The 26,377-nt window shown below is 74.2% G+C and carries 24 protein-coding genes; 17 read left to right on the forward strand and 7 right to left on the reverse strand.

Annotated elements, in window-relative coordinates:
- Positions 1-17: 17 nt before the first annotated feature.
- A complete protein-coding gene (locus tag ACGF5C_RS29915) occupies positions 18-248 on the reverse strand; it encodes a hypothetical protein (RefSeq protein ID WP_393307000.1) in 231 nt (76 codons plus the stop codon).
- Positions 249-527: 279 nt separating this feature from the next.
- Between ACGF5C_RS29915 and ACGF5C_RS29920 the strand changes: the two genes are divergently transcribed.
- The 3 genes from ACGF5C_RS29920 to ACGF5C_RS29930 are packed head-to-tail and all read left to right on the forward strand — an operon-like array spanning position 528 to position 3,564.
- A complete protein-coding gene (locus tag ACGF5C_RS29920) occupies positions 528-1,634 on the forward strand; it encodes an AAA family ATPase (protein ID WP_393307002.1) in 1,107 nt (368 codons plus the stop codon).
- Positions 1,613-2,617 carry a DUF58 domain-containing protein gene (locus ACGF5C_RS29925; RefSeq protein ID WP_393307004.1) on the forward strand — a complete coding sequence of 335 codons (1,005 nt, stop codon included), beginning with the start codon at positions 1,613-1,615 and terminating at the stop codon, positions 2,615-2,617. Before ACGF5C_RS29920 ends, ACGF5C_RS29925 begins: the two co-directional genes overlap by 22 nt.
- Complete coding sequence (locus tag ACGF5C_RS29930; protein WP_393307006.1) at positions 2,614-3,564, forward strand: VWA domain-containing protein; 951 nt, start codon at positions 2,614-2,616, stop codon at positions 3,562-3,564. The genes ACGF5C_RS29925 and ACGF5C_RS29930 overlap by 4 nt, the downstream gene beginning before the upstream one ends.
- Positions 3,565-3,751: 187 nt before the next feature.
- Here the strand turns inward: ACGF5C_RS29930 and ACGF5C_RS29935 are convergent, their stop codons facing one another.
- Positions 3,752-3,904 carry a hypothetical protein gene (locus ACGF5C_RS29935; RefSeq protein WP_350711404.1) on the reverse strand — a complete coding sequence of 51 codons (153 nt, stop codon included), beginning with the start codon at positions 3,902-3,904 and terminating at the stop codon, positions 3,752-3,754.
- A gap of 549 nt (positions 3,905-4,453) precedes the next feature.
- On the opposite strand from ACGF5C_RS29935, the gene fabG reads away from it, so the two are divergent.
- From fabG to ACGF5C_RS29955, 4 genes are all read left to right on the forward strand, one after another.
- Entirely contained in the window at positions 4,454-5,158 is a 705-nt protein-coding gene (fabG, locus tag ACGF5C_RS29940) for a 3-oxoacyl-ACP reductase FabG (RefSeq protein ID WP_393307008.1), read from the forward strand.
- A gap of 36 nt (positions 5,159-5,194) precedes the next feature.
- Positions 5,195-5,962: an enoyl-ACP reductase FabI gene (gene fabI / locus ACGF5C_RS29945; protein WP_357699289.1), complete on the forward strand. Its 768-nt coding sequence runs from the start codon at positions 5,195-5,197 to the stop codon at positions 5,960-5,962.
- A 111-nt stretch (positions 5,963-6,073) separates the two neighbouring features.
- Entirely contained in the window at positions 6,074-7,132 is a 1,059-nt protein-coding gene (locus ACGF5C_RS29950) for a ferrochelatase (protein WP_393307010.1), read from the forward strand.
- 122 nt (positions 7,133-7,254) lie between these two features.
- On the forward strand, positions 7,255-8,034 hold the full coding sequence (locus ACGF5C_RS29955; RefSeq protein ID WP_393307012.1) for an HAD-IIA family hydrolase: 780 nt from the start codon (positions 7,255-7,257) through the stop codon (positions 8,032-8,034).
- A gap of 61 nt (positions 8,035-8,095) precedes the next feature.
- Here ACGF5C_RS29955 and ACGF5C_RS29960 read toward each other — a convergent pair whose 3' ends face one another.
- On the reverse strand, positions 8,096-8,890 hold the full coding sequence (locus tag ACGF5C_RS29960; protein WP_393307014.1) for a hypothetical protein: 795 nt from the start codon (positions 8,888-8,890) through the stop codon (positions 8,096-8,098).
- A gap of 198 nt (positions 8,891-9,088) precedes the next feature.
- Between ACGF5C_RS29960 and ACGF5C_RS29965 the strand changes: the two genes are divergently transcribed.
- Positions 9,089-9,901, forward strand: coding sequence for a DUF3097 domain-containing protein (locus ACGF5C_RS29965; RefSeq protein WP_393307016.1), 813 nt, complete (start codon positions 9,089-9,091; stop codon positions 9,899-9,901).
- Between the two features lie 164 nt (positions 9,902-10,065).
- On the opposite strand, the gene ACGF5C_RS29970 is transcribed toward ACGF5C_RS29965, so the two are convergent.
- On the reverse strand, positions 10,066-11,382 hold the full coding sequence (locus tag ACGF5C_RS29970; protein WP_393307018.1) for a serine hydrolase domain-containing protein: 1,317 nt from the start codon (positions 11,380-11,382) through the stop codon (positions 10,066-10,068).
- Between the two features lie 106 nt (positions 11,383-11,488).
- On the opposite strand from ACGF5C_RS29970, the gene ACGF5C_RS29975 reads away from it, so the two are divergent.
- The 4 genes from ACGF5C_RS29975 to ACGF5C_RS29990 all read left to right on the forward strand — a co-directional run bounded on the left by ACGF5C_RS29975 (position 11,489) and on the right by ACGF5C_RS29990 (position 16,434).
- Complete coding sequence (locus ACGF5C_RS29975; protein WP_393307020.1) at positions 11,489-11,962, forward strand: NfeD family protein; 474 nt, start codon at positions 11,489-11,491, stop codon at positions 11,960-11,962.
- A 4-nt stretch (positions 11,963-11,966) separates the two neighbouring features.
- A complete protein-coding gene (locus tag ACGF5C_RS29980) occupies positions 11,967-13,073 on the forward strand; it encodes an SPFH domain-containing protein (RefSeq protein WP_393307022.1) in 1,107 nt (368 codons plus the stop codon).
- 148 nt (positions 13,074-13,221) lie between these two features.
- On the forward strand, positions 13,222-14,025 hold the full coding sequence (locus ACGF5C_RS29985; protein WP_393307024.1) for a hypothetical protein: 804 nt from the start codon (positions 13,222-13,224) through the stop codon (positions 14,023-14,025).
- Positions 14,026-14,202: 177 nt separating this feature from the next.
- Positions 14,203-16,434, forward strand: coding sequence for a transglycosylase domain-containing protein (locus tag ACGF5C_RS29990; RefSeq protein WP_393307026.1), 2,232 nt, complete (start codon positions 14,203-14,205; stop codon positions 16,432-16,434).
- A 15-nt stretch (positions 16,435-16,449) separates the two neighbouring features.
- On the opposite strand, the gene ACGF5C_RS29995 is transcribed toward ACGF5C_RS29990, so the two are convergent.
- The gene (locus ACGF5C_RS29995; RefSeq protein ID WP_393307028.1) at positions 16,450-17,100 is read right to left on the reverse strand and encodes a dTMP kinase; all 651 of its coding nucleotides are present in this window, start codon (positions 17,098-17,100) and stop codon (positions 16,450-16,452) included.
- A 138-nt stretch (positions 17,101-17,238) separates the two neighbouring features.
- Here ACGF5C_RS29995 and ACGF5C_RS30000 point away from each other — a divergent pair, with 138 nt between their 5' ends.
- The 4 genes from ACGF5C_RS30000 (at position 17,239) to ACGF5C_RS30015 (ending at position 22,196) form a co-directional block, all read left to right on the forward strand.
- Positions 17,239-17,802, forward strand: a complete 564-nt coding sequence (locus ACGF5C_RS30000) for a dihydrofolate reductase family protein (RefSeq protein ID WP_393307030.1) — start codon at positions 17,239-17,241, stop codon at positions 17,800-17,802.
- A 133-nt stretch (positions 17,803-17,935) separates the two neighbouring features.
- Entirely contained in the window at positions 17,936-18,757 is an 822-nt protein-coding gene (locus ACGF5C_RS30005) for a TrmH family RNA methyltransferase (RefSeq protein ID WP_393307032.1), read from the forward strand.
- Positions 18,758-18,839: 82 nt separating this feature from the next.
- Positions 18,840-20,291 (forward strand): argininosuccinate synthase, encoded by a 1,452-nt coding sequence (gene argG, locus ACGF5C_RS30010; RefSeq protein WP_357699264.1) that lies wholly within the window; start codon positions 18,840-18,842, stop codon positions 20,289-20,291.
- Positions 20,292-20,318: 27 nt separating this feature from the next.
- Positions 20,319-22,196 (forward strand): PucR family transcriptional regulator, encoded by a 1,878-nt coding sequence (locus ACGF5C_RS30015; protein ID WP_393307058.1) that lies wholly within the window; start codon positions 20,319-20,321, stop codon positions 22,194-22,196.
- A gap of 138 nt (positions 22,197-22,334) precedes the next feature.
- Here ACGF5C_RS30015 and ACGF5C_RS30020 read toward each other — a convergent pair whose 3' ends face one another.
- Positions 22,335-23,684 carry a hypothetical protein gene (locus tag ACGF5C_RS30020; protein WP_393307034.1) on the reverse strand — a complete coding sequence of 450 codons (1,350 nt, stop codon included), beginning with the start codon at positions 23,682-23,684 and terminating at the stop codon, positions 22,335-22,337.
- Between the two features lie 93 nt (positions 23,685-23,777).
- On the opposite strand from ACGF5C_RS30020, the gene murD reads away from it, so the two are divergent.
- A complete protein-coding gene (gene murD, locus ACGF5C_RS30025; protein ID WP_393307036.1) occupies positions 23,778-25,127 on the forward strand; it encodes a UDP-N-acetylmuramoyl-L-alanine--D-glutamate ligase in 1,350 nt (449 codons plus the stop codon).
- A 72-nt stretch (positions 25,128-25,199) separates the two neighbouring features.
- Here the strand turns inward: murD and ACGF5C_RS30030 are convergent, their stop codons facing one another.
- The gene (locus tag ACGF5C_RS30030; protein WP_393307038.1) at positions 25,200-26,177 is read right to left on the reverse strand and encodes a hypothetical protein; all 978 of its coding nucleotides are present in this window, start codon (positions 26,175-26,177) and stop codon (positions 25,200-25,202) included.
- Positions 26,178-26,377 lie beyond the last annotated feature (200 nt).

Consider the following 26,377-nt stretch of genomic DNA (forward strand, 5'->3'; position numbering starts at 1 on the left):
GAATCCGTTGTGCGCGCTCACCCTTCGAGGGTAGGCGATCCGACCACCGGTACGACCTCCCGCAGGAACCCGCGGGCGTCCAGAAAGTCGCCGAGGGAGGAGCGGTGCTCGGCGCAGGCCAGCCAGGTCTTGCGCCGGTCGGTGTCGTGCAGCCGGGGGTTGTTCCACCGCAGCGCCCACCGGGTGGGGGCACGACAGCCGCGGGACGAGCAGATCAGCGGCTCGTCGGCGGGAAGGGGGTCGCTCATCCCGCCCAGTCTAGGGCGGCGGGAGGGCCGAAGAGGTGAGCGCCGGGCGGCCACGGGGGGAGCCGCCCGGCGACGGGGTGAATCGTACACACGCCGGGGCCGTCCGTGTCCACCTGTGAACGGCGATTCCGCGACGTGGGACGGCGTGGCGGGCCGGCGATCCGGCGACTCGGGACGGCGCGGCGATAATCGGGTTCTCCCCACCTCGGCACCCAGCCGGGCATGCGAGTCTTGACACGCACCACGCCGCACGACAACCGATCATGCTGTGGAGGACCGGTGGCCCAGCCGACCACGCCCGACGCCCCGACGCCCAACGGGACGGGCCCGCAGACACCCGTGCCGGTGACCACGCCGGCCGAGGACGCGACCCTGCTGGAGCGGGCGCTGTTCGAGATCAAGCGGGTGATCGTCGGGCAGGACCGGATGGTGGAGCGGATGTTCGTCGCGCTGCTCGCCCGGGGCCACTGCCTGCTGGAGGGCGTCCCGGGGGTGGCCAAGACGCTCGCCGTGGAGACGCTCGCCAGGGTCGTCGGCGGCTCCTTCGCCCGGGTGCAGTTCACCCCGGACCTGGTGCCGGCCGACATCATGGGCACCCGCATCTACCGGCAGTCGAGCGAGAAGTTCGACGTCGAGCTGGGCCCGGTCTTCGTCAACTTCCTGCTCGCCGACGAGATCAACCGGGCGCCGGCCAAGGTGCAGTCGGCGCTGCTGGAGGTGATGAGCGAGCGGCAGGTCTCGATCGGTGGCGAGACGCACCGGGTGCCCGACCCGTTCCTGGTGATGGCGACGCAGAACCCGATCGAGCAGGAGGGGGTCTATCCGCTGCCCGAGGCGCAGCGGGACCGCTTTCTGATGAAGATCCTCGTCGGCTACCCGACCGACGCCGAGGAGCGGGAGATCGTCTACCGGATGGGGGTCGCCCCGCCGGAGCCGGCGCCGGTGTTCACCACCGCCGACCTGGTCGCCCTCCAACGCAAGGCGGACCAGGTCTTCGTGCACAACGCCCTGGTCGACTACGCGGTCCGGCTGGTGCTGGCCACGCGTGCCCCGGCGGAGCACGGGATGCCGGACGTCGCCCAGCTCATCCAGTACGGCGCCAGCCCGCGTGCCTCGCTCGGCCTGGTCCGGGCGACCCGCGCGTTGGCGCTGCTGCGGGGCCGGGACTACGCCCTGCCGCAGGACGTGCAGGACATCGCGCCGGACATCCTGCGTCACCGGCTGGTGCTCAGCTACGACGCGCTCGCCGACGACGTGCCCGCCGACCACGTCGTGCACCGGGTGATGTCCACCATCCCGCTGCCCTCGGTCGCGCCCCGTCAGCAGGCCACACCGACGCCGACCGCCGCGCCGCCGGGCGCCGGTTGGCCCGGGCAGCGGCCGTGACCTCACCCGTCCGGCGGCCCGCCGACATCCCCTCGGACCGCACCGAAGCCGTCCTGTCGCGGCTGCAACTGCTGGTCACCCGCAAACTCGACGGCCTGCTCCAGGGCGACTACGCCGGCCTGCTGCCGGGCCCGGGCAGCGAGGCGGGGGAGTCCCGCGAGTACCGCCCCGGCGACGACGTACGCCGGATGGACTGGCCGGTCACCGCCCGCACGACGATGCCGCACGTCCGGCGTACGGTGGCCGACCGGGAACTGGAGACGTGGCTGGCGGTGGACCTCTCGGCCAGCCTGGACTTCGGCACCGGCCGGTGGCTCAAGCGCGACGTCGTGGTGGCGGCCACGGCGGCGCTGACCCACCTGACCGTGCGCGGTGGCAACCGGATCGGCGCCGTGATCGGCAGCGGCGGCGGCACGAGCGCCCCGGCGCGCCGGTGGCGCAGCGCGCCGCCGGTCCCCGGTCCGGACGTGTTCACCCGGGTGCCCGCCCGCTCCGGTCGCAAGGAGGCCCAGGCGTTGTTGCGGGCGGTCGCCGGCACCGAGATCCGTCCGGGGCGCAGCGACCTGGGCACGCTGGTCGACATGCTCAACCGGCCGCCCCGGCGGCGCGGGGTGGCGGTGGTCATCTCCGACTTCCTCGCCCCGATCGACCGCTGGGCCCGGCCGCTGCGCAAGCTGCGCGTGCGGCACGATCTGCTGGCGATCGAGGTGGTCGACCCCCGGGAGCTGGAGCTTCCCGACGTCGGGGTGCTGCCGGTGGTCGACCCGGAGACCGGCGGGCTGCACGAGGTGCAGACCGCCGACCCGCTGCTGCGGCACCGCTACGCCGAGGCGGCAACCGCCCAGCGGGCGGAGATCTCCGCCGCGCTGCGCGGCGCGGGCGCGGCCCACCTGCGACTGCGTACGGACCGAGACTGGCTGCTCGACATGGTGCGCTTCGTGGCCGCGCAGCGGCACGCCCGCACCAGGGGGACGACACGATGATTCGTTTTCTGCAACCGTGGTGGCTGCTGGCCGTGCTGCCGGTGCTGGCCCTCGCCGCGCTCTACGTCTGGCGGCAGCGCAACCGCCGGGCGTACGCGATGCGGTTCACCAACGTGGACCTGCTGCGCACCCTGGCGCCGAAAGGGCTGGGCTGGCGTCGGCACGTGCCGACGACCGCGTTCCTGCTCTGCCTGCTGGTGCTGGCGACCGCGTTGGCCCGGCCGGCGGTCGACACCCGGGAGCCGCTGGAGCGGGCCACCGTGATGCTGGCCATCGACGTGTCGCTGTCCATGCAGGCCGACGACGTCGCGCCGAACCGGCTGGAGGCGGCGCAGGAGGCGGCCAAGCAGTTCGTCGGCGAGCTGCCGGAGAGCTACAACCTGGGGCTGGTCTCGTTCGCCAAGGCGGCGAACGTGCTGGTGCCGCCGAGCAAGGACCGGGAGGCGGTGACCAGCGCGATCGACGGGCTGGTGCTGGCCGAGGCGACGGCGACCGGGGAGGCGGTCTTCACCTGCCTGGAGGCGATCCGGTCGGTGCCGGCCGACGGCGCGGCGGAGATCCCGCCGGCCCGTATCGTGCTGCTCTCCGACGGCTACCGCACCTCGGGGCGGTCGGTGGAGGAGGCGGCCTCGGCGGCGCAGGCGGCCAACGTGCCGGTCTCCACGATCGCCTTCGGCACCGACTCGGGGCAGGTGGACATCGGCGGGCAGTTGCAGCGGGTGCCGGTGGACCGGCTGGCCCTGGCCGACCTGGCCGAGGCCACGGAGGGCTACTTCTACGAGGCGGCCTCGGTGACCGAGTTGAAGCAGGTCTACCAGGACATGGGCAGCTCGATCGGGTTCCGGACGGAGCCCCGCGAGGTCACCCAGTGGTACGCGGGCGTGGCCCTGCTGTTGGCGCTGTGCGCCGGCGCGCTCAGCCTGCTGTGGTCCTCCCGCATGCTCTGACGCCAGGGACTCCGGCGGCGGGCGGTCGACGCCCGCCGCCACCATGGACGCGGACTCTGCCGGTGGCCACGCCGCACGCCGAGGACGACGGGCGGCACCGGGTGGTCGCGCCGGCGCGGACGAGGACGAGGGTGGCGGGTGGCCGGTGCCGACCGCCGGCGCGGACGACCACGGCCGGCGGCGGGTGTCAGTGGCCGGCGAGGACGAAGATGACGGCCACCCAGACGGCGGCGAGGGTGAAGCCCAGCGGGGCGACGTAGCGGCTCATGGACGGCTCCGGGTGGCGACTGGACGGTCCGCGAGCGGGGAGCGGACCGCAGGGGTGGATCAGGACGCGCACACAGAAGTCGTGACCGGGGGCGGCTCCCGGCGGGCCGCCCGGGCGGCGGGCGGCACGGCGCGGTCACCCGGCGCGGGGCCGGGGACCGGGCGGGTGCGGGGAGCGGAGCTGGGTCAGCTCACCTGCTGAGTCGTGGCTCAGCGGGGCTGACGGACGGCCCGGCCACGACTCGGAGGATCGCTATCTCGCACAGCGATCACCTCCTGCGGTCGGCGGGGCCCGGAACGCGGGCCACGACGGGCCCGCAAACGAGGATGATCGTACACCCGCCGGCGTCCGTTGCCGCACTCGGCCCATCGGCTCCGGTCGACCGCCCGTCCGGCTCGGGCCGCCGCCGTCGCCGCCCTCGCGGGGCGGCGAGTGTCCGCCGGCGGTCCGCCGACAGGGTTCCGCCGGGCGAACCCGCTTCCGGCAGCCCCCGGCGCGACGCGGCCGGGAACGGGCGGTCCGTGCGTCGTGACCCGGCCTGACGTGCCCGCCGTTAGCGCTTACCTGCCGGTAACGCCTAGGCTCCGACCGACCGGGAGATCACTGAGCAGAGGGGGACCCGTGGCCCGTACCGTCCTGGTGACCGGCGGCAACCGGGGGATCGGCCTGGCGATCGCGCAGGCCTTCGCCAAGCAGGGCGACCGGGTGGCGGTGACCCACCGCAGCGGCGACGTCCCCGAGGGGCTGTTCGGGGTGCGCTGCGACGTCACCGACTCCGACTCGGTCGACGCGGCCTTCACCGCCATCGAGGCCGAGCTGGGGCCGGTCGAGGTGCTGGTCGCCAACGCCGGCATCACCGACGACACGCTGCTGATGCGCATGTCGGAGGAGCAGTTCACCCGCGTGCTGGACACCAACCTGACCGGCGCGTTCCGGTGCGCCAAGCGCGCCTCGACCAAGATGCTCCGCGCGAAGTGGGGCCGGATGATCTTCATCTCCTCGGTGGTCGGCCTCTACGGCGGCCCCGGCCAGGTCAACTACGCGGCGAGCAAGGCCGGGCTGGTCGGCGTGGCCCGCTCCATCACCCGCGAGCTGGGCAGCCGCAACATCACCGCCAACGTGGTCGCGCCCGGCTACGTCGAGACCGACATGACCGCCGCGCTGCCCGAGGACCGCAAGACCGAGTACCGCAAGGTCATCCCCGCCGGCCGCTTCGCGCAGCCGGACGAGGTCGCGGGCGCGGTCACCTGGCTGGCCGGGGACGCCGCGGGCTACATCTCCGGCGCCGTCATCCCCGTCGACGGCGGCCTCGGCATGGGTCACTGACAGCGGTCACTGAAGAAACTATGGAGGAATCCCTGCATGTCCGGACTGCTCGCCGGTAAGCGGCTGCTCGTCACCGGCGTCATCACCGACGCCTCGATCGCCTTCTCGGTGGCGAAGCTCGCCCAGGAGAACGGGGCGCAGGTCGTGCTCACCGGCTACGGCCGGCTGTCCCTGGTCGAGCGGATCGCCAAGCGGCTGCCCGAGCCGGCGCCGGTGATCGAGTTGGACGTGACCAACGCCGAGCACCTCGCGGGGCTCGCCGACCGGGTGCGCGAGCACGTCGACGGCCTGGACGGGGTGGTGCACTCGATCGGCTTCGCCCCGCAGAGCTGCCTCGGCGGCGGCTTCCTCGACGCGCCGTGGGAGGACGTGGCGACCGCGTTGCAGGTCTCCACGTACTCCTACAAGTCGCTGGCCATGGCGGCGCTGCCGCTGATGTCCGCCGGCGGCGCGGTGGTCGGCCTGACCTTCGACGCGACCAAGGCGTGGCCCGTCTACGACTGGATGGGCGTGGCCAAGGCCGGGCTGGAGTCGGCCTCCCGCTACCTGGCGCTGCACCTGGGCAAGCAGGGCATCCGCAGCAACCTGGTCGCCGCCGGGCCGCTGCGCACCATCGCCGCCAAGTCGATCCCGGGCTTCGAGCAGTTCGAGGACGCCTGGACCGAGCGCGCGCCGCTGGGCTGGAGCCTCACCGACCAGGAACCGGCCGCCCGGGCCTGCCTGGCGCTGCTGTCCGACTGGTTCCCGGCCACCACCGGCGAGATCGTCCACGTCGACGGCGGCTACCACGCCATCGGCGCCTGAGGCGCGAGGAAGGGTCCCTGCGGTCGCCTCCGGCACGGCAGGGGCCCTTCCACGCAGGCGGGGCGAGGGGCCCTTGCCCGGCGGGGACCGCCGACCGGGAAGAATGGCCCCATGGCGTACGACGCGGTGGTCCTGGTGTCCTTCGGCGGGCCGGAGCGACCCGAGGACGTGATGCCGTTCCTGCAGAACGTGACCCGGGGGCGGGGCGTGCCGCCGGAACGGCTGGCGGAGGTCGCCGAGCACTACCAGCACTTCGGCGGCGTCTCCCCGATCAACCAGCAGTGCCGCGAGCTGCTCGCGGCGATCCGGGAGGACTTCGCCGCCCACGGCGTCGACCTGCCCGTTTACTGGGGCAACCGGAACTGGGATCCGATGCTCGCCGACACCGTGGCGCGGATGCGCGACGACGGCGTCCGGCACGCCCTGGCATTCGTCACCAGCGCCCTCGGCGGCTACTCCTCCTGCCGCCAGTACCAGGACGACATCGCCGCCGCCCGGGCGGCGGTCGGCCCGGACGCCCCGCTGATCGACAAGATCCGCCAGTTCTGGGACCATCCCGGGTTCGTCGAGCCGCACGTCGACGCGGTACGGGCGGCGCTGGCGCAGCTCGACCCGGCGAAGCGGGACAGCACCCGGCTGGTGTTCACCGCCCACTCGATCCCGAACTCGATGGCCGCCACCGCAGGCCCCCACGGCGGTCGGTACGAGGCGCAGCTCGCCGAGGTGGCCCGGCTGGTGCACGCGGCAGCCGCCCCGGACCTGCCCTGGGACCTGGTCTGGCAGAGCCGCTCCGGCCCGCCGCACGTGCCGTGGCTGGAGCCGGACGTGAACGACCACCTGGCCACGCTGGCCGAGACCGGCACCACCGGCGTGGTGGTCAGCCCGATCGGGTTCGTCTCCGACCACCTCGAGGTGGTGTGGGACCTGGACACCGAGGCGCGCCAGACGGCCAGGCACCTCGGCCTGGACTTCGTCCGGGCCGCCACCCCGGGCACGGACCCGCGGTTCGTGGCGATGGTCCGCGAGCTGGTCCGGGAGCGGACCGAGCCGGACGGGGTGAACCTGCGCCGCCGCCTCGGTGACCTGCCGATGTGGGACACCTGCCCGACGGTGTGCTGCGTCCCCGCCCGCCGCCCCGCCGCCCCGGCCCCGGGGCGGCCCGGCTCCTGACCGCCGCCGACCCCGCCCTCGGCGGCCCGGCTCTTGACGGCCGCCGATCCGACCCCCGAATCCGACTCCTGACCGCCGCGCCGGCTCCGCCGGCGTCCCCGACACCCCTGGAACGAGTGACGATGCAGGACCGCAAGCCGGTGGAGAGCTGGCTGACCGACATGGACGGCGTGCTGGTGCACGAGGGCCAGCCCGTGCCCGGCGCGCCGGAGTTCGTCTCCCGGCTGCGCGCCTCGGGCAAGCCGTTCCTGGTGCTCACGAACAACTCGATCTACACGCCGCGGGACCTGCAGGCCCGGCTGAGCCGGATGGGCCTCGACGTGCCCGAGCACGCCATCTGGTCGTCCGCGCTGGCCACCGCCCAGTTCCTGGCCGACCAGCGGCCGGGCGGCACCGCGTACGTGATCGGGGAGGCCGGGCTGACCACGGCGCTGCACGCGGTGGGCTACGTGCTGACCGACTACGCGCCGGACTACGTGGTGCTGGGGGAGACCCGCACCTACAGCTTCGAGGCGATCACCAAGGCCGTCCGGCTGATCAACGACGGGGCGCGGTTCATCTGCACGAACCCCGACGTGACCGGGCCGTCGGTGGAGGGCGCGCTGCCGGCCGCCGGTTCGGTCGCCGCGATGGTCTCGAAGGCGACGGGGGTGGAGCCGTACTTCGTCGGCAAGCCCAACCCGATGATGATGCGCTCGGCGCTGAACACGATCAACGCGCACTCCGAGACGACCGCCATGATCGGCGACCGGATGGACACCGACATCCTCTGCGGGCTGGAGGCCGGCCTGGAGACGATCCTGGTGCTGACCGGGATCAGCAGTCGCGCCGAGGCGGAGCGCTACCCGTACCGCCCGTCGCGGATCGTCAACTCGGTGGCCGACCTGGTCGACGAGGTCTGACGCGCGGGCGCCGGCGCGCCCGACGCCGGCCACCCGCCCGCAGCGGTACGCCCGCCCGCCGTCAGGGGCGCAGCGGGGCGTTGCAGGCGGCCACCAGGGCCTGCCGGCAGGCGGTGGTCAGCGGGCGCAGCGCGGCGTCGCGCTGCTGGGCCTCGTAGTTGTTGATGGCGCCGCCGGGCGCGGCGTGCCCGGCCAGGGCGAGCACCCGGTCGAGCACGGCGGCCCGGGCGAAGAGCCGCCGGGCCCGCGGGTCGAACCCGGGCGGCAGGTCGGTGGCGCCGTTGGGTCGGCGCAGCTCCTCCAGTGCCCCGGCCAGCTCGGGTCGCCACTGGGCGACGTCCAGCCGGGTCAGCGCGGCGGTGGTGTGGTGCAGGGCCGCCGCCAGTTCCGCCTCGGCCTCGGCCGCGCCGGGCAGCGCGAGCGACGCGGCCGGGGCGTCGGCCGGCAGCGGGTAGACCCGCCAGAGCACCGTCTCGAAGGTGTCGCCGGAGCCGGACGTGTGCGTGCGCACGTGCGGGATCAGACCGAGGTCGCCCGCGACGACCGCCTCGCCGGCCAGCAGCGCCGCGCCGGCGAAGTCGCCCGGGCCGGGCAGCCCGCGCGGATCGCCCGGTGCGGGCAGCACCAGGCGGATCTCGTCCGGCGAGAGCTTCGCCAGGGTGGGCAGCGCCTGCGGCAGCGGGACGTCGGTCCAGGTGCCGGGCGCGTCCGCGACCAGGTGCTCCTCGTCGCCGGTGATGGCGTCGGCGACCTCGTCGAAGGGCACCAGCCCGGCGCGCCACGCGCGCACCCAGGCAACGAACCGGCTGGACCGGCGCGGCGCGAGAGTGGCCGCGCCCGCTGCGGGGGTGGACATGCCGAAAGGGTACGTGGTCATCGCCGCCCCTGTCTCGACTGCCGCTCCGCCCGTCCCCCGCCTGTCGATCATGCGATGGTGTGGGCGGAACGCCGAACCGTGCGGCGTGTGCGGGCGCCACGACGGCATGGTCGGCGTGCCGGGGGCGTCGCGGCGTGTCGGGTGCGGGCGTGGGGGCGGGCGGATAGCGTGATCTCCATGGGGCGGCGGTATGCGGACGACGTGCTGGCGGGGGACTGGCGGCGACGGAAGGTCACCCCCGAGGTGGACGCCGAACCGGACCTCGTGGTCGAGGACGCCGACTCCGGCTTCTGCGGCGCGGTGGTCGGCTTCGAGGCTGGCGCGGTGGTGCTGGAGGACCGGCACGGCCGGCGGCGCAACTTCCCGCTGCTGCCGGCGGCGTTCCTGCTCGACGGGCAGCCGGTGACGCTGCGCCGGCCGGCCCGCGCCCCCGTCCCGGCGGCCCGCCGGCGCACCGCCTCCGGCTCGATCGCCGTGGACGGGGTCCGCGCCCAGGTCGCCAAGGCCAGCCGGATCTGGGTGGAGGGCATCCACGACGCGGCTTTGGTCGAGCGGATCTGGGGCGACGACCTGCGTATCGAGGGCGTGGTGGTGGAGCCGCTGGACGGCATCGACGCCCTCGACGCCGAGGTGCGCGCGTTCGCACCCGGCCCGGGTCGCCGCCTCGGTGTGCTGGTCGACCACCTGGTCCCCGGCTCCAAGGAGAGCCGGATCGTGACGAAGGTGACCTCCCCGCACGTGTTGGTCACCGGTCACCCGTACGTCGACGTGTGGCAGGCGGTCAAGCCGGCGGCGCTGGGCATCCGGGCGTGGCCCGTGGTGCCGCCGGGGCAGCCGTGGAAGGAGGGGGTCTGCGCCGCGCTCGGGGTCGCCGAGCCGGCAGACATGTGGCGGCACATCCTGTCCCGGGTGGACAGCTTCGCCGACGTGGAGACCCCGCTGATCAACGCGATGGAACGCCTGATCGACTTCGTCACCGAGCCCGCCTGAGCGTGGTCACGGCCGGGGCCGGGGGCCGCCGTGCCCGGCTCCGGGCGGTCAGGCTCGATCCCTCCGTCGGGCACGGCGGCCCCCGGCCCGTCGGGTGACGGCCTCGCACGTCCGTCCTGCCTCGCGTCCGGACTGCGGACTGCCGCGGGTCCGAACGGGCGTGGTCAGGGCTCCTGGTCGGGGGTGCGGGTCAGGACGAAGGTGGCGATGTCCAGCGCCACCGCCCGCCCCGCCTCGTCGCGCAGCACGGAGAGGATCTCGCCGTTCTCCGGGCCGGAGCGGCCCCGCCAACGGTCCGGTCCCTCCGGGGCGAAACAGCTCATCCGCTCCCCGTGCACGTGCGCCATCAGGCCGCCCGTGGCGGCGTCCCAGGTCAGGTCGACGGGCACCCCCATCCACCACCAGCGGCCGGCGAGCTCGGCGGTCCCGGCGGGCGGGGCGGCGGCGTTCGGCCGCCAGGGCCGCGGCAGCGCCGGCTCGGCGTCCAGCACGGCGGTGAGGATCTGCTGCGCGAGCCCGCCGATCCCGCCGGTGCGGAAGCCGTACGAGTTGGCGAAGCCGATCACGGCCGTGCGGGACGGGCGGTGCACGGTCAGGGCGGCCACGTAGCCGGGCATCGAGCCGCCGTGCCCCACGTACACCCGCTCGCCCTGCCGGTAGAGCTCCAGCCCCAGGCCGTGCCCGCCGGTCCACGAGTCGAGGTCGCTGATCACCACGGGGGCGCACATCTCGGTCAGCGTCTCCGCCGCCAGCACCTCCGGCGCCGGGTCGGCCAGGAAGGCCGCCCACCGGGCCAGGTCCTCGGCGGTCGACCAGAGCTGCCCGGCCGGGGCCATCGCCCCGGTGTCGGTACGCGGCTCCTCCCGCAGCGTGTCGTGCCACGGGTGCACCACGTAGCCGCGGGCGAACGGCTCGGTCGCCGCGTACGTCGTCCGGCGCATGCCGAGCGGCGCCAGGACGCGCTGGCGGAGCAGCTCGGCCCACGGCGTGCCGGTGATCCGCTCCAGCACCCCGCCGAGCAGCCCGTACGCCAGGTTGGAGTAGTGGTAGGACCGGTGCGCGGGGTAGGCGATCTTCTCGGCGGTCACCCCGGCCACCAGGGTCTCCAGGCCGACGCCCTCGGCGCGTTCCCACCACGGCCCCTCCGGCTCGCGTTGCAGGCCGCTGGCGTGGCCGAGCAGTTGCCGCAGCGTGAGCGTGCCGACGGCGGTGCCGGGCAAATGCTGCTCCAGCGGGTCGTCCAGGGCCAGCCGGCCGGCGTCGCGCTCCTGCATGACCAGGGTCGCGGTCATGGTCTTGCTGATCGATCCGAGCCGGTACTGCAGGTCGCCGTCCGGGCGCGGGTGCTCGCCGGCGGTGGCGAGGTGCGCCAGCGCGCCGTCACGTACCACGCCGATCACCAGCGACGGCGTGCGGCCGGCGGACTGCGCCTCGGCGACGAGCGTGTCGACGTGGCGGGCGGTGTCGGGCAGCAGGGACACGGGCGTTCCTTCCTCCGGGGCCCGGTGGGCGGGCCGCTGGCGTGCCGCCGAGCTTACTGATCTTCAGGGGTGGGCCGCGCGTGCGTTACCGTGTCACGATCGTGTGGTGGACGCCGTGCTGTGGATCGTGCTGGGTGTGGTGCTGGCGGTCGCCGAGATCTTCACGACGACGCTGTTTCTGATCATGTTCGCGGCCGGGGCCTTCGCCGCCGCCGGAGCCGCGGCGCTCGGCGCGCCGGTGGGCGTGCAGGCGATCGTCTTCGCCGGGGTGTCCGCACTGACGGTGCTGGGCGTACGCCCGACGCTGCGCAGGCACCGGCGTTCCGCCCTGGAGAGCGGCGAGCAGCCGTTCGGCGTGGAGGCGATCGAGGGCAGCACGGCGCTGGTGCTGGAGCGGATCGACGCCGGGCAGGGCATGGTCAAGATCGACGGAGAGCTGTGGCAGGCCAGGTCCTACGACGCCAGCCAGGTCTTCGCCCCCGGTGAGCGGGTGCAGGTGATCCAGATACGGGGTGCCACCGCCCTGGTCTGGCGGGACGACGTTTCCCCCTCCGACGAGCTACCCGAAGCGAAAAGGTGAGTACATGGAACTCGTGATCCCGGTCCTGTTGATGGCCGTGGCGCTGATCGGGGTGATCACTTTGGCCAAGGCGGTGCGGATCGTGCCGCAGCAGCGCCAGGACGTGGTCGAGCGGCTGGGTCGGTACAAGCGCACCCTGAACCCGGGGCTGAACCTCCTGGTCCCGTTCATCGACGCGGTCCGCACCAAGGTCGACATGCGCGAGCAGGTGGTCAGCTTCCCGCCGCAGCCGGTGATCACCTCCGACAACCTGGTGGTCTCGATCGACACGGTGCTCTACTTCAAGGTCGTCGACTCGGTCCGCGCCACGTACGAGATCTCGAACTTCCTCCAGGCCATCGAGCAGCTCACCGTCACGACGCTGCGCAACGTCATCGGCTCGCTGGACCTGGAGCGGGCGCTGACCAGCCGCGAGGAGATCAACCGGCACCTCTCGGGCGTGCTGGACGAGACCACCGGCCGGTGGGGCATCAAGGTCACCCGCGTGGAGATCAAGGCCATCGAGCCGCCGCCGAGCATCCGGGACTCGATGGAGAAGCAGATGCGCGCCGAGCGGGACCGCCGGGCGGCGATCCTGAACGCCGAGGGGCACAAGCAGTCGCAGATCCTCACGGCAGAGGGCGAGAAGCAGGCCGCGGTGCTGCGCGCCGACGGTGACCGGCAGGCGCGGATCCTCCAGGCCGAGGGTCAGGCGAAGGCGATCCGGACGGTGTTCGACGCGATCCACCAGGCCAACCCGAGCCAGAAGGTGCTCGCCTACCAGTACCTCCAGGCGCTGCCGCAGATCGCCAACGGCACCGCGAACAAGGTCTGGATCGTCCCGGCCGAGCTGACCAAGGCCCTCGAGGGGATGGGTGGCGCGCTCGGCGGGCTGAGCCGGATGGTCGGCGACGAGCCGGCGCCGGAGGCGGCCGACGGCGCGAGCGAGGTGGAGCGCGAGGCGGCCGCGGCGGCGCAGGCCGCGGCGGCCGCCGCCCAGCAGATCCACGACGAGGTACGCGTCGCCGAGGCGCAGGCGACCGGCGGTAAGCCGCAGGGGCTGCCGGCGCCGGAGCCGGTCTCGCCGGAGAGCCTGCTGAACGACCCGGCCGACCAGCGCGAACGGGGCTGAGCGGCGCGGGCCGACGAGCCCGGAGAAATGCGAGAAATGCTCATGGGGCGCTCCGGTGCCTGCCACCATCGGTTCTAGGACGGGTGGTGACCAGGCATCGGGGCGCCCCGGCGCGTCCCGCACCGCTCGCGGACGAGCGAGGTGACGCATGAAGGATCCGGCGAAGCGGGTGTGGTCCTCGGCCCCGGTCCCGGGCGCGCACGACCCCACCGGGCCGCTCGGCAGCCGGCGTACCGGCGGGGGGTTCGGGGTGCTGCCGTTCGTCGGGGAGCCCACGCCGGCCGGGCCGGCCACCAACGCCAGCTGGGCCTGGTCGCTGCGCCGGTTCGCCCGGGCCGCGGTGTGGCTGCTCCCCGCGTACGCCGTGCTCTACGGCGTCGTGGCGATGGCCAGCGACGGCGGGGTGGGCAACGACCCGTACCCGGCCGACGGCCGACCGCTCTACCTGTTGGGCTGGGTGGCGTCGGTCTGGCTCGGGCTGCTCGCCCTGCTGGCGCTGGCCGGGCTGCTGGCCGCGACGCGCAGCCGTCGGGTCGCCGTCGCCGGCCTGCTGGTCTCCATCGCCGGCACGGTGCTCATGCTGCCCTTCGCGGGCCTGGCGGAGCAGACCCCGGTCTTCGGCACCACCGCCCGCGGGCTCGTGCTCGTCGGCGCCACCTGCTACACCCTGGGCTGGCTGCTGACGGGCTGGTCGGTGGCCCGCTCCGGGGCGTTCAGCATCGGCGACGGCACGATGCTGATGATCGCCGCCCCGCTGCTGGGCCTCGGCGGCGCGTTGATCGGCTCGTTGCAGACCTTCGGTGCGATCTTCGTGCTGATCGCCGGCATCGGCATCGCCTACCGCTCCGGGCGCCTGGTGCCCCGGGACATCGCGCGCGACGCCGCCAGCGCCAGCCTCGCCACCGCCGCGCCGACCGGCCCGGGCCCGAACGGCCCGCTGGCCACCGGCTGAGCCCCTCGCCGGCCGCCCTGACCGGCCCCGGGCGGCTCTGGCCGGCGGGACGGGTGGGGCGGCGAGGGGCCGCCGGGGCCGCTGGGATGGGAAGTTGCTGGCAGCGGGCGGTGAAGTTGCTGACAGGAGGGCCGCGGGGGTGGTCGGTTGGCGGCTTTCACGGCAATCCTGGGGACCATGGCCCCACCCCGCTCACCGCTGTCGCGGCTGTTCACCGTGCTGCTCGCCGGCGTGCTCGCCGGCCTCGTCCTGGCGGTCGCCGCGCTGCCGGGCAACCTGCTGCTCGGGTGGGGCGCCAAGGCGGCGCTGGGTTCGTACGCCGCGCTGCCCGAGGCGCTGCGCACCCCGGCCACACCACAACGCTCCTACCTCTACGCCAACGACGGCAAGACGCTCATCACCACGTTCTACGACGTCAACCGCACCGACGTCGGGCTGGACGAGATCGCCCCGGTGATGCGGCAGGCGATCGTCGCGGCCGAGGACCGGCGGTTCTACGACCACAGCGGCGCCGACCTGCGCGGCCTGCTCCGGGCACTGGTGGCGAACGTGTCCGGCGGCGGCACCGCGCAGGGCGGCTCGACGCTGACCATGCAGTACGTCCGCAACGTGCTCAAGACCGACCCGGGCCGCACGGCCGAGGAGCGCGCCGCGGCCACCGAGCAGACCGTCGGGCGCAAGATCCAGGAGATCCGGTACGCCACGGCGCTGGAGCAGCGCCTGAGCAAGGACGAGATCCTCAACCGCTACCTGAACATCGCGTACTTCGGCTCCGGGGCGTACGGCATCGCGGCGGCCAGCCAGCGCTACTTCGCCAAGGCCCCTGCGGACCTCACCCTCGGCGAGGCGGCCCTGCTCGCCGGCCTGGTGCAGTCGCCGGAGGCGTACAGCCCGATCGACGGCGACGCGGACGCCGCGCTGGAGCGCCGCGGCTACGTGCTGGACGCGATGGTCGAGACCGGGGCGATCACCGCCGACCAGGCGGCGCGGACCAAGGCCGAGAAGCTGGCGCTCAAGCCCACCGCGCAGCCCAACGGCTGCACCGCCGTCGCCGAGGGCCACGACGACTGGGGCTTCTTCTGCGACTACCTGCGGCAGTGGTGGCTCGCCCAGCCGGCGTTCGGCGACAGCGTCGAGGAGCGCGAGCAGGCGCTGCGCCGGGGCGGCTACACCGTGGTGACCTCGCTGGACCCGCAGGTCCAGGCCACCGCGCAGAAGCAGGCCACCAGCGTCTACGGGTACGGCAACAAGCGCGCCCTGCCCATCGCCGCCGTCGAGCCGGGCACCGGCCGGGTCCTCGCCATGGCGGTCAACCGGCACTACAGCCTCGACGCGAACCCGGACGGGCAGCCCAACCGCCCGAACACCGTCAACCCCCTGATCTCCGGCGGCGACAGCGTCGACGGATACCAGGCCGGCTCGACGTTCAAGCTGTTCACCATGCTCGCCGCGCTGGAGGCCGGCAAGCCCCTCGCGACCGGCTTCGACGCGCCCAGCCGGCTGCCCACCCGGTACGCGGCCGAGGGCGAGGGGAGCTGCGAGGGCCGGTGGTGCCCGGCCAACGCCAACCCCGAGTGGATGGACGGGTACCGGATGATGTGGGACGGCTTCGGCCGCTCGGTGAACACGTACTTCGTCTGGCTGGCCGAGCAGGTCGGGCAGGAGAAGGTGGTGGAGATGGCGCAGCGCCTCGGCATCACCTTCCGGGCCGACGCCGACGCCGCCTTCGCCGAGGAGGACGCCGCCAACTGGGGCTCGTTCACCCTCGGCGTGGCCGCCACCACGCCGCTCGACCTGGCCAACGCGTACGCCACCGTGGCCGCGGAGGGGACGTACTGCGCGCCGCTGCCGGTGGTCTCGGTGACCACCCCCGACGGCGAGCGGGTGCCGGTCGGCGACCCGTCCTGCCGCCGGGTGCTCGACGCCGACGTGGCCCGGGCCGCCACCGACGCGGCGCGCTGCCCGGTGGGCCAGCAGTCCGCGTTCGGGCAGTGCAACGGCGGCACGGCCACCTCGGTGAACCGGATCCTCGACGGCCGCCCGGTCGCCGGCAAGACCGGAAGCTCGGAGCGGAACGCGACGGAGACGTTCGTCGGCTTCACCCCGCAGGTGGCGGTCGCCGGCATCGCCGCCAACCCGGACGACCCGACCGACTCGGTGGGCGCCGCGGTGCAGGCCAAGGTGATCGACGCGGTCGCCCGGGTCATCGTCACCGCCGTCGACGGGCAGCCGGAGAAGAGCTTCGCGGCCCCCAGCCGCGAGCTGGTCGGCGACCCGCGCCGCCCGGTGGAGCGCCGCCCGGCCGAGGAACGGCAGCGCACCGACGAGCGGCGGCCCTCCGACGAGCGGCGGCCCTCCGACGAGCAGCGCCTCTCCGACCTGCGACGCTGGCTCCAGGGCCGCGGCTGACGCCCGCCGGGCGGGTCAGTCCGCCTCGACGGGGGGTCGGTCGGAACGGGCGACGGTCGCCCGCACCGCCCGGTCGAGGACGGTGCGCACCGCCCGGTCGAGGGCGGCGCGGACCTCGGCCGGCCCGCCGTCCGCGTCGACGACGGCGAAGGTGCCGAACTCCGGCAGCTCCCGGTAGCCGGCGTCCAGCGCGCGCAGGTAGGGCAGTTCCTCGGTGTCGATGCCCCGGGCCAGCACCCGCTGCTGCGCCCGCTCGGGCGAGACCGCCAGGAAACAGACCAGGCTCGGCGGCGGGAAGATCCCGTACGCCAGGCGGACCAGCCGCCCGCCCCGGTCGCGGCGGACCCGCATCACCACGTACTGGCACCAGGACCACCGGTCCATCACCGCCGTCCGGCCCGTCAGCCGGGACACCAGCACCGCCCGGGCGATCGCGAGCCAGCGTACGGTCGCCTCCAGCGCCGCGTAGCCGGTGCGGCCGAACAGGTGCGGGCCGTCCCGGCGGCCCAGGGCGCGAGCGAGCCGGTTCCACAGCGGCCGGCCGCCGGCGTTCTCGAAGTAGGTGGCCGGCACTCCCGCCGCGCGGAGCCGGCCGGCCAGCGCCTTCGCCTGGGTGGTCTTCCCGGCCCCGTCGATGCCGACCAGGGCGATGATCGTCGGGCGCACGAGCGGCACGTTAGCGGCGGCGGGCAACCCGGCAAGATTCCTAAAGAAGTTCGGCCAGAGCTGTCGGATCCGGCGACGCCGCTCCGACCACGTGGCGAGTACGCCCACGACGGGCGTCCGACGCCAGGAGGAACAATCGTGCGGAAGATCGCCTACGGGGTGCACCAGTCGCTCGACGGGTTCATCGAGGGGCCGAACGGCGAGTTCGACTGGCCGGAGATGGGCCCGGAGCTGTCCGCGTACTCGCTGGAGCAGTGCGACCGAGCCGGCGCCTTCCTCTACGGCCGCAAGGTCTGGGATTTCATGGCCGCCTACTGGCCGCAGGCGGAGTCGATCTCCGACCACCCGCACGACCTCGCCTTCGTGCCCATCTGGCGGCGGACGCCGAAGGTGGTCGTCTCGCGCACGCTCACCGAGGCCGACCACGGCGCCCAGGTGGTCGGCGGCGGCGACCTCGGCAAGGAGGTCACCGCGCTCAAGGAGCAGCCGGGCGGCGACCTGCTGCTCAACGGCGGTGCCGATGCCGCCGCCGCGCTGACCGAACTCGGCCTGATCGACGAGTACCAGATCTTCGTGCACCCGGTGGTGCTCGGCGGCGGCAAGCCGGTCTTCTCGGTCACCGAGCGGCTGAACCTCCGTCTCGTGGAGTCGCGGACCTTCGACGGCCGGTCCGTGCTGCTGCGGTACCACCGGGCCGGCTGACGCCGGCCTGCCGGTCCCTCCGTCGGTCCGCCTCCGGTCGCGATTCCCCTTCCTCTCCGGACAAAGCTCCGCCGGCTGTTCCGGGTGGGACGGGTCCGGGGACGCTTTCCGCGCGTCCGGCAGAATCGTGCGGGTGCCCATCCACCAGATCACCGACCCCGACGACGAGCGGATCGCCGACTACCGCGCGCTGACCGACGTCGAGCTGCGCACCCGCTGGGAGCCACCCCACGGCCTGTTCATCGCCGAGGGTGAGCTGGTGCTGCGCCGGGCGCTGCGGGCCGGCTACCCGGCCAGGTCGTACCTGGTGGACGCCAAGCGGGTCGGCCAGCTCGCCGACCTGGACACCGGCGACACCCCCGTCTACGCGGCCACTCCGGACGTGCTGCAACGGGCCACCGGCTTCCACGTGCACCGGGGGGTGCTGGCGTCGTTCCGGCGCAAGCCCCTGCCGGCCGCCGCCGAGGTGCTCGCCGCCGCCCGCCGGGTGGTCGTCCTGGAGGACGTCAACAACCACACCAATCTGGGTGCGGTCTTCAGGGGGGCCGCGGCGCTCGGCATCGACGCGGTGCTGCTGTCGCCGTCCTGCGCCGATCCCCTGTACCGGCGCAGCGTGCGGGTCAGCATGGGGGAGGTCTTCGCGGTGCCGTACGCCAGGATCGAGCGCTGGCCGGCAGGCTTGGAGCAGGTGCGGGAGGCGGGCTTCACCGTGCTCGCCATGACGCCGGCTCCGGACGCCGTGCCGATCCAGCGGTTGACTCCGGCGCAGCGCGAGCGGGCGGCGCTGCTGCTGGGAGCCGAGGGCCCCGGCCTCACCGTGGCGGCCCAGTCCGCCAGCGACGTGCGGGTGGTCATCCCGATGCGGCGCGGGGTGGACTCGTTGAACGTCGCCGCTGCCGCGGCGGTGGCGTTCTGGGAACTGGGTCGCGCCGATCCACCGTTCGGCGACGGGTAGCCAGGGTCGACCTGAGGTCTCCACCAGCACCGCCGATCACGTCCGCTTGCATGGTCATGCGCAATGCTGAATAATCATCCTCGTGTCCAAGGTTCTCACCTCCCTCCCCATCGGCGAACGTGTCGGCATCGCCTTCTCCGGCGGCCTCGACACCTCGGTCGCGGTCGCGTGGATGCGCGACAAGGGCGCCGTTCCCTGCGCCTACACCGCCGACATCGGCCAGTACGACGAGCCCGACATCGCCTCGGTGCCCGGTCGCGCGCTCAGCTACGGCGCCGAGGTCGCCCGACTGGTCGACTGCCGCGCCGCCCTGGTCGAGGAGGGCCTGGCAGCGTTGACCTGCGGGGCTTTCCACATCCGCTCGGGCGGGCGGGCGTACTTCAACACCACCCCGCTGGGCCGGGCCGTGACCGGGACCCTGCTGGTGCGGGCGATGATCTCCGACGACGTCCAGATCTGGGGCGACGGCTCGACCTTCAAGGGCAACGACATCGAGCGGTTCTACCGATATGGCCTGCTGGCCAACCCGCAGCTGCGCATCTACAAGCCGTGGCTCGACACCGACTTCGTCACCGAACTGGGTGGGCGTAAGGAGATGTCGGAGTGGCTGCTCGAACGCGGCCTGCCGTACCGGGACAGCACCGAGAAGGCATACTCCACCGACGCCAACATCTGGGGCGCCACGCACGAGGCGAAGACCCTCGAGCACCTCGACACCGGCATCGAGACGGTCAACCCGATCATGGGAGTCCGGTTCTGGGACCCGTCGGTGGAGATCCCGACCGAGGACGTCACGATCGGCTTCGACCAGGGTCGCCCGGTGACGATCAACGGCAAGGAGTTCGGCAGCCCCGTCGACCTGGTGCTGGAGGCCAACGCCATCGGCGGCCGGCACGGCCTGGGCATGTCGGACCAGATCGAGAACCGCATCATCGAGGCCAAGAGCCGGGGCATCTACGAGGCGCCCGGCATGGCGCTGCTGCATGCCGCGTACGAACGGCTGGTCAACGCCATCCACAACGAGGACACCCTGGCGAACTACCACAATGAGGGCCGCCGCCTCGGTCGGCTGATGTACGAGGGGCGCTGGCTGGACCCGCAGGCGCTGATGCTGCGCGAGTCGTTGCAGCGCTGGGTCGGCACGGCGGTCACCGGCGAGGTGACGTTGCGGCTGCGCCGGGGCGAGGACTACTCGATCCTGGACACCACCGGCCCGGCGTTCAGCTACCACCCCGACAAGCTGTCGATGGAGCGTACCGAGGACTCGGCGTTCGGCCCGTCGGACCGGATCGGCCAGCTCACCATGCGCAACCTGGACATCGCCGACTCGCGGGCGAAGCTGGAGCAGTACGCCACCCTCGGCATGGTCGGCGGCGCGACCCCCCAGCGGATGGTCGGCGCCGCGCAGGCGGCGTCGACCGGGCTGATCGGTGCGATGCCGCAGGGCGGCGCGGAAGCCATCGCCTCCCGGGGCGTCTCCTCCGCCGCCGACGAGGCACTCGACCGCGCCGCGATGGAGCTCGGCGTCGACTGAGCCCTTGCGTTCGGCAGGTGGTCGAGAATCAGGATCACGGACGGTAGCGTGTCGCCCGTGTTCCCTACCGTCCGTGAGGTCCTCGCGCTGGACCCCGTCCGCCACGGCGCTCCGCGCCTGGTCGCCGGGGACGCCGGCCTCGACCGTCCGGTGCGCTGGGTGCACGTGGCGGAGGTGCCCGACATCGCCACCCTGCTCGGCGGCGGCGAGCTGGTGCTCACCACCGGCATCGGGCTGCCCGCCGACGACGCCGGGCTGCGCGCCTTCGTCGGCGACCTGGCCGACGTGGGGGTCTCCGGCCTGGTCGTCGAGCTGGGCCGCCGGTACGTCAGCGGGGTGCCCCGGGTGATGGCGGCCGTCGCCGAGCGGCGCGGGCTGCCGCTGGTCGAGCTGCGGCGGGCCACCCCGTTCGTGCGGATCACCGAGGCGGTGCACGCGCTGATCGTCGACGCCCAGCTCACCGAGCTGCGGGCGACCGAGGAGATCCACCAGCGCTTCACCGAGCTGTCGGTGGAGGGCGCCGGCCCCGGCGAGGTGGTCCGGCAGGCCGCCGAACTGTCCGGCTGCCCCGTGGTGCTGGAGAACCTCTCCCGGCAGGTGCTCGCGTACGACCCGGCGGGGGAGAGCGCCGAGCTGCTGCTGGACGGCTGGGAGCAGCACTCCCGCCGGATCCGGCCGGCGGGGCGGACCGCGTACGACGCGGACAGCGGCTGGCTGGTGACCACCGTCGGCGCCCGGGGGCACGACTGGGGCCGGCTGCTGCTGCGGTGGCCGGGCGGTGGCGACCTGGCCGCCGGCCGGCGGGTGCTCGACCCGGCGGCCGAGGGCGGGGTGGGCGTCGCCGGTGCCCCGCCGGCCGGACTGCCCACCCGGCTGACCATCCTGGTCGAACGCGCCGCCTCGACGCTGGCGCTGGGCCGGCTGATCCGGCGCGACGCCGAGGGACTGGAACGGCAGATCCACCGGACGCTGCTCACCGCCCTGCTCGACCACTCCCGCCCGGTGGACGAGGTGGCCCTGCGGTCCCGGGCGCTCGGCGTGGTGCTGGAGCGGCGGCACCTCGTCGGCGTGGTGGTCCGGCACCGGGCCGACGACCCGGCGGGGGAGGGCGGCCCGGCCGGCGAAGCCGGACACCCGGGCGACCCGGGCGCGGGTGACCCGGAGTCGGGTCCGGCGCGGCTGCGCGACCTCGCCGAGGCCGTCGGCCAGGCGCTGCACGAGGCGAAGCTGACCGGGCTGACCAGCGCCGTCGACGACCATGCCGTCGGCGTGCTGCTCGCCCTGCCCGACCCGGCCGTCGAGGAGCGGGCACTGGCCGCGTTCGCCGCCGCGCTGCGCCGGGGCCGCCCGGACACCGCCGCGCCGACCGACCGGGTCGGTGTCGCCGCCTCCGGACGCCTCGACGGCCCGCCCCGGGACGTCCCAGGCAACGGCGCGGCCCGGCCGCCGTCGGGCGGCGCGGTGCTGATCGCGGCCGGCTCCGGGGTGGGCAGCCTGCGGGAGGCGCGCCGGTCGCTGGTCGAGGCCCGGCAGGTCGCCGACGCCGCCCGGCGGGACCGGCGGGACCTGCCGATCTTCCGGTTGCCGCACGTCGGGTTGGCCGGGCTGCTGCACCTGTTGCGCGACGAGCCGCGGGTGCAGACCTTCGTGGAGCGGGAACTGGGCGCCCTGCTGACGTACGACGCGCAGCACCCCCGCGAGCACCTGCTCGGCACCCTGCGGGCGTATCTGGAGCAGGGCCGGAACAAGTCGGCGGCGGCCGCCGCGGCGCACCTGTCCCGGCCGGCGTTCTACGAGCGGCTGGCCCGGATCGGCCGCGTGCTCGACGTCGACCTCGACTCGGTCGAGGCCTGTCTCTCCCTCCACGTCGCCCTGCTGGCCCTGGACGCCATCCGAACCCCCTGACGGTCACCGCCGACCACGCCGTTGATCATGAAGTTGTTGCGCTCCGCCTCGGCGTGTCGCGGCAACAACTTCATGATCAACGGGCCTGGCGGGGCGGGCGTGGCCCGGGGCGGGCGTGGCCCGGGCGGGGTGGCCGAGTCAGGTGAGGGTGGTGAGGGCCTTGGCGTACGGCGGGGGGACGTGGTTCGGGCCGCCCGGGGTGAAGACGTCGGAGTTGGCGGCGGCAGACCAGGCCGTGGCCGGCACCGCGTCGACGAGGGCGCGGACGACCGGGGCGTCGCGCCACTCGTCCTGCTCGGCGAGCAGGCTCAACGCCACCACCGACTCCTCCACCTCGCCGACGCACTCAAACGGCTTGTGCCCGTCCACGCCCAGCAGCTCCCGGTAGCCGGGCACCTGCGCGGGGTCGGCGAGCAGGTCGCCGCCGAAGATGTGGGTGATCCGCCCGCGCGACATGAACGGCGCCATGGCCAGGAAGACGAACCGGCACTTCGGGCAGTCGCGGCACCAGCGCTCGCTGGCATCACGCAGCTTGAACGCGGCGTTGCAGCTGGTCACCACGTCGTCGTAGCGGTCGATCTCGGCGAACAGCCGGGCGATGTGCAGCTCCGACAGCGAGCGCAGCAGCGAGAAGTACGGCTCGGTCAGCCCGGCGTGCTCCGCCAGCGCCGCCCGCAGCAACCCTTCGGCCTCCACGCCCTTGGACCACTGGTGGTTGATCTCGTGGCCGTTCCAGACCAGGTTCGGGTCCGACGCCGACCGCTCGTTGGACATCACCACCGGGCCCAGCCCGTGCAGCACCGCGGTGGCGACCGCGATCAGCGAGTTGATCGCGGTGACCGGGATGTGGCCGTTGAGCGCCCCGGCGGCGTTCAGCTCGAACAGCACCGGGTCGATGCGCCGCCGGGCGGCGAGCGGGGTGAGCCCGGACGCCTCGTTCACCGAGACGATCACGTGGTTGGGGTTGACCGAGAACGGCACCGGGTCGAACCCGGCCCGACGCAGCGCCTCCAGGCTGACGATCGAGTCCTTGCCGCCGCCCACCGCCGAGAGCGGACGCCGGTCGGAGTCGTCGTACACCCGGGCCGGGGAGACCGTGCCGGCCGGCACCTCCGGGCGCAGCTCCAGCACGTGCGGCAGTTGGTTGCGGTACGCGTACTCCGCGAGGCCCTTGGTGTAGATGGCGGTGACCAGCTCGGCGGCGGCCGCGCCCAGCGGCGCCGGCAGCACCACGCGGGGCGGCGCGGCGGCCTTGTAGTAGCTGACCCCGGCGACCACGTGCAGCAGCTCCAGGACCCGGCCGAGGGCCGCCACGGTCTCGTCCGACGGCGGCGCGTCGGGCAGCGGAAGGGTGATCACCTCGGTGAACCGCTGCTCGCCGTCGGGGCCGGTGAGGGCGTAGTCGAACAGGACCTCCCCGGTGGAGAGATCGATCGAGTAGGACGGGAAGGTGAAGGCGTCCATCCGCCGGAGCTGCTCGTTGGGCACACGCCATACTAGGCCCTGGTTCGTCCGGCCGTGTCCGGCTGCGCCGGACCCCGCCCCTGCCACGACCCGCCGACACCCCCTGAGGAGAGCCCCGTGCGCCTGTCTGACCTGCGCGGACGTACCGTCGCCGTCTGGGGCGCCGGCCGGGAGGGCCGGGCCGCCGTGACCGCGATCGCCGCGCACGGCCCGGCTGACCTGGTCGCCGTCGACGACAGCGCCAACTTCCTCAGCCTGCCCTGGGAGGGGGCGCTGGCCGAGGCGGCGCCGCTGGTCACCGGCGAGGACGGCTTCGCCCGGCTGGCCGCCGCCGAGGTGGTGGTCCGCTCGCCCGGCGTGCCGCAGACCCACCCGTGGCTGGTGGAGCTGCGTCGGCGTGGTGTGACCGTCACCCAGGGCACGGCCCTGTGGATGGCCGACCACGCCGAGCGCACGGTCGGCGTCACCGGCAGCAAGGGCAAGAGCACCACCTCCAGCCTGATCAGCCACCTGCTCGCCGCCGTGGACCGGCCGAACGTCTTCGGCGGGAACATCGGCGTGCCGACGCTGGACCTGCCGGAGGCGGAGCTGTACGTGCTGGAGCTCTCCAGCTACCAGTGCAGCGACCTGACCGACTCGCCGCGCGTGGCGGTGGTCACCGCCCTCTTCCCCGAGCATCTCGACGCGCACGGCGGTGAGGCCGAGTACTACCGGGACAAGCTCAACCTCCTCGCGCACGGGCCGCGCACCGTGGTGGTCAACGGCGCCGACCCGCGACTCGCCCTCGAGTTGGGCGACCGGGCGGCCGTACGCGCCGGCCTGCCCGACACCGCCCACGTGGCCGGCGGCCCCGACGGCGCGCCCTGGTTCCACCTCGGCGACCGGCCGCTGTTCCCGCGTGCGGTGCTGCCGCTGGTCGGCCGGCACAATGAGGGCAACCTCTGCGTGGCCCTCGCGGTGCTCGACGCGCTCGGCGTCGACGTGGTGGCCCGCAAGGACACCCTGGCCGTGGCGGTGGCGGGGTTCCAGGGGCTGGCCCACCGGCTCACCGAGATCGTCGACCCGTCCGGCCTCACCTTCGTCGACGACACCCTCGCCACCAGCCCGTACGCGGCGATGCACGCGATCGACGCGTACGAGGGGCGGCCGTTGACGGTCATCGTCGGCGGCACCGACCGGGGGCTGGACTACACGCCGCTGCGCGAGCACCTCGCGGAGCGCGAGATCACGGTGATCGGCATCCCGGACAGCGGCGCCCGGATCGTCGAGGCGCTCGCCGGGCTGCCGAAGGTGCGCGCCGAGGTGGTCGACGACCTCGTGGACGCGGTCCGGCTGGCCCGCGGGCTGACCCCGGCCGACGGGGTGGTGCTGCTCTCCCCGGCCGCGCCCAGCTACGGGCGGTTCCGCAACTTCGAGCACCGCTCCGAGGTCTTCGCCCAGGCCGTGCAGGACACCGCCGCCGGCTGACCGCCCGAGGCGCGGAGCGCACGCCTCGGCGCCCGGCGCCCGGTCATCCCCGTCGCGGCACCCGACGGTCGGTCAGGCCGGGACGAGGGCGGCGTGCAGGGCGCGCATCGACCGGATCGCCGAGCGGATCTCCTGGAGGTAGCGGCCCGGGGTGAGAGCGGGCTCGGGCAGCCCGGCCAGGTCGGGCAGGGTCGGGTCGACGCCGACGGTCTCGATCCCGCAGCCGTACGGCACGGCGAGGGTGCGCAGCGCGTCGCAGTGCTGGAACGGCACGTAGATCGGTGCGGTCACCATGAGCACCGGGTCGCCGGTGCGCAGGTGGACGTGTTCCGCCCAGAACCGCTGGGTGTCGGCGGTGTGCGCCCGCCGCCGCGCGGGATCGCTGGACGGGGCGGCGAGCACCCGGACCGGCGGGCCGCCCGCGGGCCGGTAGGTCCGGGACGACCAGGAGTGGTGTGGATGGTCCCCGTCGTGACCGTCCTCCTCGGCCGGGGCGGCCACCCCGAACTCGCGCCGCACCGCCGCGTCCAGGGCCTCCACCTCGGTGTCGCAGGGCGGGACGCCGGCCGCCGCCAGCCCCGCGCACTCCACCTCGGACAGCGGGCGGAAGCTGCCCAGCACGGCCACCTCGCCGGCGACCCGGGTGCCGGCGCGCAGCAGGTGCGCCGCGTACGCGACCCGGCGCTGACAGGCGTCCGACAGCCCGCCCAGCACCACCAGGTGGGCGTACTCGGACCGGGCCGGCGGCACCGGGTGGACCAGGCCGAGCGCGGCGGCGGCGCCGAGCACCAGGCCGGCGGTGGCCGGGTCGAAGGCGGGTTCCCGGGCGTCGGGGCGTTCCCGGCCGCCCCGGAAGTCCCAGTGCCGGGCGGAGAACTCGTCGAGGCCGGCCAGCACGGCCGCCAGGTCCCCGCCCGGCCAGTCGCCGCCGAAGTGCCCGACCAGGGCGCGCAGCGGCGCCGAGTCCACCCAGGCCCGTACGCCGGCCGTGATCTCTTCGGCGCCGGTGCCCGCCGCACCGGTGGGCAGCGCCACCTCCCCGATCCGCACCGCCGGATCGTACCGGCGGCCGGGCGCCGGAGCCGGTAGGGACGCGCGTCATCGTGGACCACGCTTACCGGATGCGGAATGAGTCGTGTGAGCCCACACAGGCCACCGAAAACCGGGTGCCGGACCGTCCCGGCCCCGGAAACCGCAGCACCCGGGTTGACGCGCTGTCAGGCGGGGACCGCCGCTGCGCTACACAGTGA

Origin of the sequence: Micromonospora sp. NPDC047620, assembly GCF_043205005.1 — a bacterium.
Lineage (GTDB): Bacteria > Actinomycetota > Actinomycetes > Mycobacteriales > Micromonosporaceae > Micromonospora.

Excerpts from the sequence above, each read along its gene's own strand:
- ACGF5C_RS29915 (WP_393307000.1), bottom strand. The coding sequence starts at position 248 with ATGAGCGACCCCCTTCCCGCCGACGAGCCGCTGATCTGCTCGTCCCGC.
- ACGF5C_RS29930 (WP_393307006.1), top strand. The coding sequence starts at position 2,614 with ATGATTCGTTTTCTGCAACCGTGGTGGCTGCTGGCCGTGCTGCCGGTG.
- fabI (WP_357699289.1), top strand. The coding sequence starts at position 5,195 with ATGTCCGGACTGCTCGCCGGTAAGCGGCTGCTCGTCACCGGCGTCATC.
- ACGF5C_RS29950 (WP_393307010.1), top strand. The coding sequence starts at position 6,074 with ATGGCGTACGACGCGGTGGTCCTGGTGTCCTTCGGCGGGCCGGAGCGA.
- ACGF5C_RS29955 (WP_393307012.1), top strand. The coding sequence starts at position 7,255 with ATGCAGGACCGCAAGCCGGTGGAGAGCTGGCTGACCGACATGGACGGC.
- ACGF5C_RS29960 (WP_393307014.1), bottom strand. The coding sequence starts at position 8,890 with ATGTCCACCCCCGCAGCGGGCGCGGCCACTCTCGCGCCGCGCCGGTCC.
- ACGF5C_RS29965 (WP_393307016.1), top strand. The coding sequence starts at position 9,089 with ATGGGGCGGCGGTATGCGGACGACGTGCTGGCGGGGGACTGGCGGCGA.
- ACGF5C_RS29980 (WP_393307022.1), top strand. The coding sequence starts at position 11,967 with ATGGAACTCGTGATCCCGGTCCTGTTGATGGCCGTGGCGCTGATCGGG.
- ACGF5C_RS29985 (WP_393307024.1), top strand. The coding sequence starts at position 13,222 with ATGAAGGATCCGGCGAAGCGGGTGTGGTCCTCGGCCCCGGTCCCGGGC.
- ACGF5C_RS29990 (WP_393307026.1), top strand. The coding sequence starts at position 14,203 with ATGGCCCCACCCCGCTCACCGCTGTCGCGGCTGTTCACCGTGCTGCTC.